This is a genomic window from Pseudomonas sp. CFBP 13727 (assembly GCF_014841915.1).
GTDB lineage: Bacteria > Pseudomonadota > Gammaproteobacteria > Pseudomonadales > Pseudomonadaceae > Aquipseudomonas > Aquipseudomonas baltica.
This window is the reverse complement of the sequence record NZ_JACYUT010000007.1, coordinates 111,530-125,943: the sequence shown is the minus strand read 5'-3', so window position 1 is coordinate 125,943 and position 14,414 is coordinate 111,530. Positions and strand designations below refer to the sequence as shown.

Below are 14,414 nucleotides of genomic sequence, written 5' to 3'. Positions count from 1 at the left end.
TGCATCGCCGATGGTAGTGTGGGGTTTCCCCATGTGAGAGTAGGTCATCGTCAAGATTCAATTCCGAAACCCCTATCTGCGCGAGCAGGTAGGGGTTTTGTCTTTTGTGCGGCATTTTTTGTAAGACCCCTCCTACTTATCAATTCAACATTCAGCTGTCTCTTACAGGCGGGGCAGATCCGGCTGGCTCAACTCGCAAAGCCACATCTGATAAGGTTGACCCTTGATTCACGCTCACCTCAAGGACTTCGCCCATGTCGGCTGTGTCACCTCTTATCCCCGGTTTCATGGTCGTACACGGCAATCGTCTGGACGAACTGCGCAGCCTTGTCGTGAGCTGGATGCGCCTGTACCCACTGCGTCCTCTGGAAAATGAAATCATCCTGGTGCAGAGCAACGGTATCGCCCAGTGGCTCAAACTCGCGCTTGCCGCGGACGAAGGCCCGGATGACGAGGGCGGCGTAGGTATTTCTGCGGCGGTAGACGTGCAGTTGCCGGGTAGTTTCATGTGGCAGTTGTATCGAAGCGTACTGGGGCAGGACCAGATCCCGTCGTCCTCGCTGCTCGACAAGGCGCCGCTCACCTGGCGCTTGATGCGTCTTCTGCCGCAACTGATTGACCAGCCCCATTTCGAACCCCTGCAGCGCTTCCTGCTCGACGACAACGACCTGCGTAAGCGCTACCAGTTGTCCGAGCGTCTGGCAGACCTGTTTGATCAATACCAGGTCTATCGCGCGGACTGGCTGCAGGACTGGGCGGAAGGCAAGCATCAGCTGCGCAATGGCAGGGGGCTGAGCAGACCTCTGCCGGCAGGCAATTGTTGGCAGGCGGAGTTATGGCGGGCACTGCTGCAGGATGTAGGCTCCGAAGGCATGGCGCAAAGCCGTGCAGGGGTGCATCAACGTTTCATGGAAGCTGCGGCGGCGCTCGACAAGCCGCCGGCAGCGCTACCTTCGCGGGTCATCGTGTTCGGCATCTCTTCGTTGCCTGCACAGGGTCTGGAGGCACTGGCGGCGCTGGGCAGATTCAGCCAGGTGTTGTTGTGCGTGCACAATCCCTGCAGGCACCACTGGGCAGATATCGTGGCGGACAAAGACCTTCTGCGTCATCAATACAAACGTCAGGCTCGCAAGCAGGGCATGCCAGCGGTGCTGGACACCGACAGCCTTCATCAGCATGCACACCCATTGCTTGCTGCCTGGGGCAAGCAGGGCCGTGACTACATCAATCTGCTCGACAGCTATGATGATCCCGCCAGCTATCAGTCGGCGTTTCGGGATGGTCGCATCGACCTCTTCAGCGAAAGCGAGCCACAGCATCTACTGGGTCAGTTGCAGGACGACATTCTAGAGCTGCGCCCTTTGGGTGAAACTCAGTCCACCTGGCCAAGCGTGGATATCAAGACCGACAAGAGCATCCGCTTCCACATCGCTCATGGTGCACAGCGCGAAGTGGAAATCCTTCACGACCAGTTGTTGGCACGGTTCAGTGCCGATGCGGGACTGCGTCCACGCGACGTGATCGTGATGGTGCCCGACATCGACAGCTATGCGCCGCACATTCGCGCAGTGTTTGGCCAACTGGACCGGGAAGACCGCCGATTCATTCCCTTTACGCTGACCGACCAGGGGCAGCGCGGGCGAGATCCTCTGCTCATAGCGGTCGAGCACCTGCTCAAGCTGCCGGACAGCCGCTTCCCCGTGAGCGAGATCCTCGACCTTCTGGACGTACCTGCCCTGCGGCGTCGGTTCGCGATTCAGGAGCGTGATCTGCCGACCTTGCGTCGCTGGATCGAAGGCGCAGGCATTCGCTGGGGCCTTCACGCGGCGCACCGCCAGCACCTGGGCTTACCGATCGAGCTGGAACAGAACACCTGGCGCTTTGGGCTGCGGCGAATGTTGCTCGGCTATGCCGTCGGAACCGGTGTGGGCTGTAGCGATATCGAGCCCTACGACGAGATCGGCGGCTTGGACGCAGCGCTCATTGGCCCGCTGGCAGCGCTGCTGGATGCTCTGGAAGTAGCCTGTCAGCAACTTGATCGCGCGGTCAGCCCGGCCGAGTGGGGTGTGCGTCTGCATCAGATGCTGCAGTTGTTCTTCACTGCCGACACCGAGCATGACGAGTACCTGCTCAACCAGCTCGAAGAGCTGCGTGAAGAGTGGCTGCAAACCTGCGAAGCCGTGGGACTGGTCGAAGCATTGCCGCTGACGGTGGTGCGTGAAGCCTGGCTTGCGGGCCTGGATCAGGGACGCTTGAGCCAGCGTTTTCTGGCTGGCTCCGTCAACTTCTGCACCTTGATGCCGATGCGTGCAATTCCATTCAAGATCTTGTGCCTGTTGGGCATGAATGATGGCGATTACCCTCGGGCGCAACCACCGCTCGATTTCGACCTGATGGGCAGCGATTATCGCCCCGGTGACCGTTCGCGGCGCGAGGATGATCGCTATCTGTTACTGGAAGCGCTGCTCTCGGCGCGCGAACAGCTATATATCAGTTGGGTTGGGCGCAGTATCAGAGACAACAGCGAACGACCTCCCTCGGTACTGGTCGGGCAACTGCGAGATCATCTGGCCAGTGGCTGGAGGCTGTCGGGCGATGAGGCGCTGGACAATTCGGCCAGCGGGGAGAAGCTGTTGCAGGCGCTCACGCTGGAGCATCCTCTCCAACCTTTCAGCGCTCGGTATTTTCATCAAGGCAACCCGGCTCTTTTCAGCTTTGCCAGGGAGTGGCAGCACTTGCATGCGCAAGTAGTGGCACCCCATGCGCAGTCGCCTCTGCAGGCTCATCGTCAGGACGAGCCGCTGAGCGTGGCTCAGTTGCAGGACTTTCTGCGCAATCCTGTCAGGCATTTCTTCAGCCAGCGGCTGAAAGTCTTCTTCGAGTCGGCGGAAAAGCCTGTGGCCGACATCGAGCCCTTTGTGCTCGATGCGCTGGAGCGTTACACGCTCAGTGACAGCCTGCTCGGTGCCGGCATGGCCAGTGCCGACGCCATTGCCGAGACGCTGGAAAGCCATGCGCGCAAGTTGCAGGGCAGCGGCCTGTTGCCCATGGCCGAATTCGGCACTCGGTTGCGCGAAGAGTTGATCGAGCCACTGCCCGATCTGCTCGAGCGCTACCGTCAGTTGCTCGTCATGTGGCCGTCGCGACTGGACAGTGCCCTGCCGATCACTTTCCAGGCCCAGGGCGTCGTACTGGAGGGATGGCTGGCGGGTGTCTACCAGCGTGAAGACGGCAGCTACCTCAGCGTTTCAGCGATTGCCAACGCCATTGGCGGCGTGCGCTCGCGCAAATGGCATCGGTTGGTACGCCCTTGGGTCTTGCACCTGGCATCCTGCGCCGTTGGATTGCCGCTGACCACCGCGGTAGTTGCCAGTGACGATACGCTGCTGCTCGAGCCACTGCCCCTGGACCAGGCTCGGAACGCCCTGAGCGATCTGCTGCTGGCTTGGCAAGCGGGCATGACCCGGCCCCTGCCGGTAGCCGTGAAAACGGCCGTGGCCTGGCTTTCGCACACCGATGAGGAAAAGGCTTTGTTGGCAGCACGCAAAGCGTACGAGGGCGATGGTGTGACGAGTAATGGCGAGCGTCGGGAGGCGATGGCACTGATGCGCCAGTTCGCTGATTTCGATGCCTTGATGGACGGGGAAGAATTCGAAGGCTGGGCGCAAGCCTTGTACCAGCCCATGCTGGAGGCGCCCTGGAGATCGGTCGATGACAGGGAGGCTCGCTCATGACATCGCTCGAACGTCCACTGGCATTGGCTTTTCCGCTGCGTGGCAGCCAATTGATCGAAGCCAGTGCCGGCACCGGCAAGACATTCACCATTTCCGCACTCTATCTGCGTTTGATACTTGGCCATGGTGGAGATATCAACGGCTTCGGGCGCGAACTGCTGCCTCCGCAGATCCTGGTAGTGACCTTCACCGATGCCGCAACCAAAGAGCTGCGCGAGCGCATTCGGATCCGTCTGGCCGAAGCCGCGCGGTTTTTCCGAAGCGAAATAACGGCACCGGATGCGCTCGTCGAGCAGTTGCGCGACGAATTCGAACTTGGCCAGTGGCCGGCCTGTGCCAGCCGACTGGATATCGCTGCCCAGTGGATGGACGAGGCTGCCGTTTCCACGATTCACAGTTGGTGCCAGCGCATGCTGCGCGAACACGCGTTCGACAGCGGCAGCCTGTTCACCCAGAGCCTGGAAACCGATCACAGCGAACTGCTGGGCGAGGTGGTGCGTGACTATTGGCGGCGGTTCTATTACCCGATGCATGGCGCTGCGCTGGATTGGGTACGCGCTCATCTTGGCGGGCCTGCGGCATTGCTTGGCCGGGTGCGGGGGTTGTTCGCACACGTGCAGGGAGATGTCTCGGGCGATGAGCCCGGCGAGCTGATCGAACGCTGCCTGGCCGAGCGTGAGCGAGCCTTGGTCGAACTCAAGGAACCTTGGCCGCAGTGGGCCACCCAGTTGCGTGAAATCTGCCTGCAGGCGGTGGCGGCCAAGGCAGTCGATGGCCGCAAGATGCAGGCACGCTACTTCGAACCCTGGTTTGAAAAGATCACCGCCTGGGCTACGGATCCAAACCAACACGACCTGGATATCGGTACCGGTTTTACCCGCTTGACCCCCGACGGCATGGCCGAAGCCTGGAAAGGCGATGCGCCGGAGCACGCCGGCTTGCACGCGATGGTCGAGCTGCCTGCGGCACTGGCGGCTTTGCCGACGCCTGAGAGCGCGGTTCTGAGGCATGCAGCGCAGTGGATCGGCGCGCGCTTCGAGGAAGAAAAGCGCCGGCGTGCCGAGATGGGCTTCGACGACATGCTGGTGCGGCTGGACCGGGCCTTGCAGAGCGCTGGTGGTGAACAGTTGGCCGAGCTGGTTCGTGAACAGTTTCCCGTGGCCCTGATCGATGAGTTTCAGGATACCGATCCGGTTCAGTACCGCATCTTCGAACGCATCTACCACATCGAGCGAAACGAGCAGGAGACCGGCCTGTTCCTGATCGGTGACCCCAAGCAGGCGATCTACGCCTTTCGGGGTGCCGATATCCATACCTATCTGCAGGCGCGTCGGGCGACCGAGGGCAGGCTGCATACGTTGGGTACCAACTTCCGCTCTACCCAGGCCATGGTCGGCGCGGTCAACCATATGTTCATGCAGGCCGAGCAGCGTGCGCAGGGGCGAGGTGCATTCCTGTTCCGCCAAGGCGATGACAACCCTGTGCCATTTCTGGATGTGCGGGCCCAGGGGCGCAAGGAGTCCTTGATCGTGGACGGGCAGGCCGTACCGGCCTTGACGCTCTGGCATCTGCCCAGCGACCAGCCCATTTCCGGCGTCGCGTACCGCAAGGCGCTGGCCAGTGCCTGCGCGGCGGAAATCGTGCGTCTGTTGAATGCGGGGCAGGCTGGGCACGCCGGTTTTAAGGTACGGGAAGGCAGCGCCAGCGGTATTCGGCCGGCGGATATCGCCATTCTTGTGCGCGATGGCAAAGAGGCCCAGGCCGTGCGTGCAGAGTTGACCGACCGGGGGGTCCGCAGTGTGTACCTGTCGGACAAGGACTCGGTATTTGCCGCTCAGGAGGCCCATGACTTGCTCGCCTGGCTGAAGGCGTGCGCCGAGCCTGACTCGGAGCGGCAACTGCGCGCTGCCTTGGCGAGCGTCACACTGAACCGGTCTTTGCACGAGTTGGAGCAATTGAACCTGAGCGAGCTGGAATGGGAAGCGCGGGTCATGCAGTTCCGTGGCTATCGAAACATCTGGCGCACCCAGGGCGTGCTGCCAATGCTGCGCCGCCTGCTGCACGATTTCGACCTGCCACTGGCGCTGATCGGCCGTGACGATGGCGAGCGTATCCTGACCAACCTGCTGCACCTGTGCGAACTGTTGCAGCAGGCGTCCAGCGAACTTGACGGCGAGCAGGCGCTGATCCGTCATCTGAGCGAACAGCTGGCACTTTCCGGCAGCGCAGCGGAGGAGCATATCCTGCGTCTGGAAAGCGACGAGCAGTTGGTCAAGGTGGTGACTATCCACAAGTCCAAGGGGCTCGAGTACGCACTGGTCTTCCTGCCTTTCATCTGCAGTTGCAAACCGGTCGACGGCAAGCGATTGCCGTTGGTTTACCACGACGCGGCTCACCGCGTGCAATTGACGCTCAACCCTACATCCGAACAGGTGGCCTTGGCCGACGACGAACGTTTGGCCGAGGACCTGCGCTTGCTTTACGTGGCCCTGACCCGGGCTCAGCACGGCTGCTGGCTCGGCATCGCCGACCTCAAGCGCGGTACGACCAAGGAGTCGGTGTTCCATCGCTCGGCCATCGGGTACCTGCTTGGCGGCGGGCAGCCGCTTGCCGATGCAGGCCAGCTTGCGAGTTGGCTGCAGGCGTCGAGTGCGGGGTGCGCAGACATCGTGAGTGTGCCAGTGCCAGAGGTGGACGATAGCCGTTACGTACCCTTGCGCAGCGACGCCGCGCTGCTCAAGGTGCGGCTGCCAAAGCGCAGTGCGCGGGAGAACTGGTGGATAGCGTCCTACAGCGCGTTGCGCATCAGCGACACCCTGGGCGCGGATGATGACCAGGCGCCCGACAGCGCTCTCGAGCAGAAACTGATGGACGACGAGCGTCTGGACGCGCAGGTGCCGCGTGAGGTGCCGGCCACCAGTGGTGACATTCACCGTTTTCCCCGTGGCCCCGGGCCGGGCACTTTTCTGCACGGCTTGCTGGAATGGGCAGGGCGCGAAGGTTTCGCCAGCGTTGCCGCGGCCCCGGAGCGACTGGCCGATAACGTCGCGCGCCGCTGCAGTCGGCGCGGCTGGAGCGGCTGGATCCCTACCCTGGACGACTGGTTGCGGCGCTTCATCGACGAGCCATTGCAGCTTGGGTCCGAACGAGCCCCGGTGCGCATGGCCGATCTCGACCAATACCAGATCGAGATGGAGTTCTGGTTCGCCAGCCACAAGGTCGACGTAAGCCGTCTCGATACCCTGGTGCGCCAGTACACGCATCCCGGCGTGCTTCGAATGCCAGCCGAAGGCGCCATGCTCAACGGCATGTTCAAGGGCTTCATCGACTTGTGTTTCGAGCATCAGGGGCAGTATTACGTTGCCGACTACAAATCCAATTGGCTGGGTCCGGATGATGCCGCCTATACCCACGCTGCGATGACCGACTGCATCCTGGCCAACCGCTACGACCTGCAATACGTGCTGTACCTGCTCGCCTTGCACCGCCAGTTGAAGGCGCGGCTGCCAGGGTACGACTACGACGAACACATGGGCGGTGCGGCGTTCGTGTTTCTGCGCGGCATTGGGGCGCCCAGCCAGGGCATGTACTTCACCCGGCCACCCCGTGAGCTCATCGAGGAACTCGATGCGCTGTTCAAAGGCGGACGCCGTGATGTCCAGGCCGATCTGTTCGAGGAAAGTGCACCATGACCCGCTCGTTTGCCGACCTGCTGCCCACTCCTCTGGATGCACACAGCCTTGCTCAGCTGCAGCCCCGAACACGCACGCCCGACCTGTTGGCGTTGCTCGAGCGTTGGGTGGAGCGCGGTTGGCTGCGTGCGCTGGACAAAGCCTTCGTAGCGTTTCTTGCCGACCTCGACCCGCAGGGCGACCCTCTCGTACTGCTTGCTGCCGCCCTCGCCAGCCACCAGCTGGGGCATGGGCATGTCTGCCTGGATCTGGCGGCGACGCTGCAGGCACCGGATTTTGCCTTGTCCCTGCCACCCGAGGGCGACTTGCAAGGGGGCGTGGCCCTGCTGCCATCGCAGTTGCTTCAGGGCCTGGGTGCCGAGGCCTGGCTGGCCAGCCTGGCGAACAGCTCCTTGGTGGGGGGCGCCGATGACCCGACAGGCAGCTCACCTCTGGTGCTTTCGAGCCAGCGCCTGTACCTGCGTCGTTACTGGGCGTACGAGCGGCGTATCGGTGATGCGCTGCGTCAGCGGCTGGCCGCGCGCGAGCCGGTACCGGAGGACCTTGCGCAACGTCTGACGCAATTGTTCGGGGCCACCGACGGGGCTCGGATCGACTGGCAGAAACTGGCTTGCGCACTGGCCGTGCGGGGTGCTTTCAGTATCGTTACGGGCGGCCCGGGAACGGGCAAGACCACCACGGTGGTGCGCCTGCTGGCACTCCTGCAGGGGCCCGCGGTGGCGCAGGACAAACCGTTGCGTATCCGGCTGGCGGCACCCACCGGCAAGGCGGCGGCGCGGCTGACCGAATCGATCAGCTTGCAGGTGCAGAGCCTGCAGGTGGACACCGCAATCAAGGCGCGTATTCCGACCGAGGTGACCACGGTTCATCGCCTGCTGGGTAGCCGTCCGGGCACGCGGCATTTTCGTCATGATGCAGCCAACCCTTTGCCCTTGGACGTACTGGTGGTGGACGAAGCCTCGATGATCGACCTCGAGATGATGGCCAATCTGCTCGATGCGCTGCCGGCCCATGCCCGGCTGGTGCTGCTGGGCGACAAGGACCAGTTGGCCTCGGTCGAGGCGGGTGCGGTGCTGGGCGACCTGTGCAGCCAGGCCGAGTCCGGCTACTACAGCCCGGCGACGCGCGCCTGGTTGGAGCAGGTCAGCGGCGAGGACCTCGCACGCAGCGGGCTGCTCGAAGGCAACGAACGTGATCACGCCCTCGCGCAGCAGGTGGTCATGCTGCGGCACTCGCGCCGATTCGGCGAGGACAGCGGCATTGGCCAGCTGGCAGCCAGGGTCAATTTGCAGGACGCCGACGGCGCGCGTGCCTTGCTGCAGGAAGGCCAGTATTCAGATGTTCATTGGCTGCCGCTCAAGGGCGAGCACGATGTGGCGTTGCTGCGCCTGTTGCTGGACGGACACGGTCGCAACGCCGACGGACCACAAGGTTATCGACGTTATCTGGAGCAGATCGGTACCTCTCGGCCGCCGGCCGACACGCGTCTGGAAGATCAAGCCTGGGCCACCTGGGCCCGTGGGTTGCTGAACGCGTTCGATGAGTTCCAGTTGCTGTGCGCCGTGCGCAAGGGGCCTTGGGGTGTGGAAAGCCTGAACGCTCGCGCGACCCAGGCCTTGACCCAAGCGCGCCTCATTGAGGGTGGCCAACCCTGGTATGAGGGCAGGCCCGTATTGATGACACGCAACGACTATGGCCTGGGCTTGATGAACGGCGACATCGGCATTGCCCTGATGCTGCCCGAGGGTGGCGAGCGAGATCGAATGGTGCTGCGCGTGGCCTTTCCGCGCAACGACGGGCAGGGCGGCATCCGCTTCGTGCTGCCAAGTCGCTTGAATGACGTCGAGACGGTCTATGCGATGACGGTGCATAAATCCCAAGGGTCGGAGTTCGCGCACACGGCGCTGATCCTGCCTGATGCCTTGAATCCGGTATTGACCAAGGAGCTGATCTACACCGGTATCACGCGGGCCAAGCATTGGTTCACCTTGATCGAAACCCGCAGGGGTGTGTTCGAAGAGGCTGTGCGGCGCCGGGTGAAAAGACTCAGTGGGCTGATGCTTGAGTGGAAGTCGTGAGGCGTGTGTGACGCGGCTTGCGCCGCTGCTACAGGGGCTGCGTGGTGCGGGACTGGCCCATCAACAGCGCAGCGTTGCGGTCGGTGACGTTGCGGATGTAATCCCACAGCAGGATGATCCGTTTGAGTTTCCTCAGGTCCTCCCGGCAGTACATCCAGAACTGCCGAGTGATATCGACTTCTTCGGGCAGGACTTCCACCAGGCGTTCGTCCTGCGCGGCGAGGAAGCACGGCAATATGACCAACCCATGCCCCTGGAGCGCTGCGGTGTACTGGGCAATCACGCTGGTGCTGCGCAGCCCGGCGTTGACGTTGGGCAGCAGTTTGTTCAGGTACAGCAGCTCGGAGCTGAAGGCCAGGTCGTCGACGTAGCTGATGAACCGGTGCTCGCTGAGTTGAGCGCTGCTTTCGATGGGGGGATGACGATCCAGATAGGTCCGCGTGGCATACAGCTTGAGCCGATAGTCGCAGAGTTTGCAGCAGACGTAGGGCCCATGTTCGGGACGCTCCAGGGCGATGACGATATCGGCTTCGCGTTTGGACAGGCTGATGAAGTGCGGCAGCGGCAGGATATCGACCGAGATGGCTGGGTAGGTGTCGACGAAATGGCTGAGCTGCGGGGTGATGAAGAAGCTGCCGAAGCCTTCGGTGCAGCCCATGCGGATATGTCCTGACAGCGCCACGCCGGACCCGGAAACCTGCTCGCAGGCCATGTGCAGGGTGCTTTCAATCGACTCGGCCGAAGCGAGCAGGCGCTGCCCTTCGGCAGTGAGGACGAAGCCTGTGGTCCGCGACTTCTCGAACAGCAGGGTACCCAAGGCATTTTCCAGCGAGCCGATGCGCCGCGATACGGTGGTGTAGTCCACGCCCAGGCGCTTGGCCGCGATGCTGGCCTTGCGCGTACGAGCCACTTCGAGAAAGAACTTGAGATCGTCCCAGTTCAGGCTGCTAAGGTCTTTTTGCATGTTGGACCGGCTTTATTGTGAGTTCTTGTTAGATGTTTGCAGCATCTATACTCCATCGCAGAACCGTCTCGCCACAACAATAAATACGCGGAGGTCATCCATGAACGTGTCCGTTCAACCGAATGCCAGCAAGATCGACGATGTAAAACTGCTGATCGATGGGAAGTGGGTCGCCTCGACCACCCAGGAATGGCGCGACATCGTCAACCCGGCCACCCAGCAAGTGCTGGCGCGGGTGCCCTTCGCCACGACCGACGAGGTCGATGCCGCAGTAGCCGCCGCGCAGCGTGCGTTCAAGACCTGGCGCCTGACGCCACTGGGTGCGCGCATGCGCATCATGCTCAAGCTGCAGGCATTGATCCGGGAACATTCCAAGCGCATTGCGCAGACCTTGAGTGCCGAGCAGGGCAAGACCATTGCCGATGCCGAGGGCGATATCTTCCGCGGCCTGGAAGTGGTCGAGCATGCGTGCTCCATCGGCAGCCTGCAGATGGGCGAGTTCGCCGAGAACGTCGCCGGTGGCGTCGATACCTACACGTTGCGTCAGCCCATCGGTGTGTGCGCGGGAATCACGCCGTTCAACTTCCCGGCGATGATTCCGCTGTGGATGTTCCCCATGGCGATCGTCTGCGGCAACACCTTCGTGCTCAAGCCTTCGGAGCAGGATCCGCTGTCCACGGTCCAGCTGGTGGAGCTGGCATTGGAAGCAGGCGTGCCGCCGGGTGTATTGAACATGGTGCACGGTGGCAAGGACGTCGTCGATGCGCTGTGCACCCATGCCGACATCAAGGCGGTGTCGTTCGTCGGTTCGACCGCTGTCGGCACCCATGTGTATGACCTGGCCGGCCGGCATGGGAAGCGCGTGCAGTCGATGATGGGCGCGAAGAATCACGCCGTGATATTGCCGGACGCCAACCGCGAGCAAACGCTCAACGCCTTGGTCGGCGCCGCCTTCGGTGCAGCCGGGCAACGTTGCATGGCCACATCGGTCGCCGTGCTGGTGGGCAAGTCGCGCGAGTGGATTCCCGATATGAAGGCGCTGGCGCAGAAGCTCAAGGTCAACGCTGGCAATGAACCGGGCACCGACGTCGGCCCGGTGATTTCCCGCCGTGCGCTCGAGCGTGTGACGGCCTTGATCGACAGTGGCGTCGAGGAAGGCGCGACGTTGGAACTCGACGGTCGCGGTGTGCAGGTGCCTGGCTACGAGCAGGGCAACTTCGTTGGCCCGACCTTGTTCAGCGGGGTCACCACGGACATGCAGATCTACACCCAGGAGATTTTCGGGCCGGTGCTGATCACCCTGGAGGTGGATACCCTCGATGAAGCCATCGCTCTGGTCAATGCCAACCCGTTCGGCAACGGCGTGGGTTTGTTCACCCAGAGCGGCGCGGCGGCGCGCAAGTTCCAGAGCGAGATCGACGTGGGCCAGGTAGGCATCAACATCCCGATTCCCGTGCCGGTGCCGTCGTTCAGCTTCACCGGGTCGCGCGGTTCCAAGCTTGGCGACCTGGGGCCCTACGGCAAGCAGGTGGTGCAGTTCTACACGCAGACCAAGACGGTCACCGCGCGCTGGTTCGACGATGACAGCGTGAACGACGGCGTCAACACCACCATCAACTTGAAATAGGGCATTGCCATGAACATTGCTTTCATAGGCCTGGGCAACATGGGCGCGCCCATGGCGCGCAACCTGCTCAAGGCAGGCCACACGCTGGATGTGTTCGATCTGAACCAGGACGTACTGGCGGAATTGGCGCAGTTGGGCGGCCACGTCAGTGCTTCGCCCAAGAACGCCGCTGCCCAGGGCGAACTGGTGATCACCATGTTGCCGGCAGCGGCGCACGTGCGCAGCGTCTACCTGGGTGAGGAAGGCGTGCTTGCTGGCATTCGCGCGGGTACGCCAGCAGTGGATTGCAGCACCATCGATCCGCAGACTGCGCGCGATATCGCTGCCGCAGCCTCCAGGCAGGGCGTTGATCTGGCCGATGCGCCTGTGTCGGGCGGCACCGGTGGCGCTCAGGCGGGTACCTTGACCTTCATGGTCGGTGCGTCGGCGCAATTGTTCGGCCAGCTGCAGCCGGTGCTGGCGCAGATGGGCCGCAACATCGTCCACTGTGGCGAGGTCGGCACCGGACAGATCGCCAAGATCTGCAACAATCTGCTGCTGGGCATCTCCATGGTCGGCGTGTCGGAAGCCATGGCATTGGGCAATGCCCTGGGCATCGACACACAGGTGCTGGCGGGCATCATCAACAGCTCTACCGGGCGTTGCTGGAGTTCGGACACCTACAACCCCTGGCCAGGGGTCATTGAAACAGCGCCCGCGGCCCGCGGGTACAGTGGGGGGTTCGGCGCCGAGCTGATGTTGAAGGACCTGGGGCTGGCTACCGAAGCGGCGAAGCAGGCACGCCAGCCGGTGATTCTGGGGGCCGTAGCACAACAGCTGTATCAGGCAATGAGCTTGCGGGGAGAGGGGCAGCTGGATTTTTCTGCGATCGTGAAGGCGTATCAGCGTCCTGCCGAGTAACACGGTCGCATAGCAAACGGGGGAGGGTGCGCGGTGCAGCGGACGCGGTTGCGCCGCTGCTACGCGCGGATTTCCAAATGGGCACAAGGGGACTAGACTCGGCTGATAGCTGAATCGATTCACCGCGTGATCCATAACTCCAAGAAAGGGCCCCCCCATGAAACTGCTTCCCCTCGCCTGTGCCATCTCCGCATTCACCCTCAGCGCCCACGCTCTGGCCCGGGACTTCGTGTTGCTGGACAGCGACAAGCCTGCGCAGAACCAGCGCATCACCAGCGAACAGTTGGGCGTCAAGGTCGACAAGCCGTTCTCCATCACGATGCGCACCCTGCACGGGGGGCGCCAGGAAGGTGTCAGCCTGATCGACATCGATAACGGCACCATGAAGCTGACGCTGGTGCCCACACGGGGCATGAACGTGCTCCACGCCCAGGTGGGCGACGCGCGCATGGGCTGGGATTCGCCCGTGAAAGAAGTGGTCAATCCGGCCTTCATCGAGCTCAACGGCCGGGGAGGCCTGGGCTGGCTGGAGGGCTTCAACGAACTGGTGACGCGCTGCGGCTACGAATGGGTCGGCCATCCGGGCATGGACAACGGTGAGCTGCTGACCCTGCACGGTCGTGCCGCGAACATTCCGGCCAGCAAGGTCACGGTGCACATCGACGAGGCGCCGCCGTATGCGATTCATGTGCGTGGCGAGCTGCAGGAGCAGGCCTTCAAGAAGGTCGATTTCACCGCGCAGACCGAGCTGGTGACCGAACCGGGGACGGCCCGTTTCGTGCTCAACGACACCTTGACCAACAACGGCGACTACCCCAAGGAATACCAGGCGCTGTATCACAGCAACTTCAGCACACCGTTCCTGGAAGAGGGCGCGCGGTTTGCGGCGGCGGTGAAGCAGGTGTCGCCTTTCAACGACAAGGCCAAGGCTGATCTGGGCGATTGGCAGACCTATCGCGCACCCACCAGGGACTATGACGAAACCGTGTACAACGTGGTGCCCTATGGCGATGCCAAGGGCGACACGCTGACCGTGCTGCACAACAAGGCCGGCAGCCTGGGCGTGGCGGTGGGTTTCAACGTCCAGCAGTTGCCGGTGTTCTCGTTGTGGAAGAACACCGACACGCAAGGCCAGGGCTATGTGACCGGGCTGGAGCCGGGCACCAGCTTTTCCTATAACCGCCGTTATCAGCGGCCTCTGAATCTGGTCCCGACCATCGAGCCCAAACAGCAGAAGCACTTCAGCATCAGCTACAGCCTGCTGGCGGACAAACCGGCCGTGGACAAGGCGCTGAAAACCATCCAGACGATTCAGGGCGAGCGCCAGACCGAAGTGCGGCAGACGCCGCTGGTGGACCTGACCAAGGAGTAGCAACAGCGTTGGCGGCAACCGCTCAGCCTTGCTCCGCGACGGTAGGG

The 14,414-nt window shown here is 62.6% G+C and carries 7 protein-coding genes; 6 read left to right on the top strand and 1 reads right to left on the bottom strand.

The features are described from left to right. The first annotated feature begins 254 nt into the window (after positions 1 to 254). From recC to recD, 3 genes are read left to right on the top strand one after another with little or no spacing between them, the layout of a single operon-like run. Positions 255 to 3,734, top strand: coding sequence for an exodeoxyribonuclease V subunit gamma (recC, locus tag IFT76_RS20115; RefSeq protein ID WP_192060003.1), 3,480 nt, complete (start codon positions 255 to 257; stop codon positions 3,732 to 3,734). Further along, on the top strand, positions 3,731 to 7,426 hold the full coding sequence (gene recB / locus IFT76_RS20110) for an exodeoxyribonuclease V subunit beta (protein WP_192060001.1): 3,696 nt from the start codon (positions 3,731 to 3,733) through the stop codon (positions 7,424 to 7,426). Before recC ends, recB begins: the two co-directional genes overlap by 4 nt. Continuing rightward, positions 7,423 to 9,504 (top strand): exodeoxyribonuclease V subunit alpha, encoded by a 2,082-nt coding sequence (recD, locus tag IFT76_RS20105; RefSeq protein ID WP_192059999.1) that lies wholly within the window; start codon positions 7,423 to 7,425, stop codon positions 9,502 to 9,504. Before recB ends, recD begins: the two co-directional genes overlap by 4 nt. Before the next feature lie 28 nt (positions 9,505 to 9,532). Here the strand turns inward: recD and IFT76_RS20100 are convergent, their stop codons facing one another. Continuing rightward, the gene (locus IFT76_RS20100; protein WP_192059997.1) at positions 9,533 to 10,468 is read right to left on the bottom strand and encodes a LysR family transcriptional regulator; all 936 of its coding nucleotides are present in this window, start codon (positions 10,466 to 10,468) and stop codon (positions 9,533 to 9,535) included. 100 nt (positions 10,469 to 10,568) lie between these two features. Here IFT76_RS20100 and IFT76_RS20095 point away from each other — a divergent pair, with 100 nt between their 5' ends. The 3 genes from IFT76_RS20095 (at position 10,569) to IFT76_RS20085 (ending at position 14,367) form a co-directional block, all read left to right on the top strand. Next, a complete protein-coding gene (locus IFT76_RS20095; RefSeq protein ID WP_192059995.1) occupies positions 10,569 to 12,095 on the top strand; it encodes a CoA-acylating methylmalonate-semialdehyde dehydrogenase in 1,527 nt (508 codons plus the stop codon). 9 nt (positions 12,096 to 12,104) lie between these two features. Beyond that, on the top strand, positions 12,105 to 12,995 hold the full coding sequence (gene mmsB / locus IFT76_RS20090; protein WP_192059993.1) for a 3-hydroxyisobutyrate dehydrogenase: 891 nt from the start codon (positions 12,105 to 12,107) through the stop codon (positions 12,993 to 12,995). Positions 12,996 to 13,152: 157 nt separating this feature from the next. Continuing rightward, positions 13,153 to 14,367: an aldose 1-epimerase family protein gene (locus tag IFT76_RS20085; protein ID WP_192059991.1), complete on the top strand. Its 1,215-nt coding sequence runs from the start codon at positions 13,153 to 13,155 to the stop codon at positions 14,365 to 14,367. Positions 14,368 to 14,414: the final 47 nt, after the last annotated feature.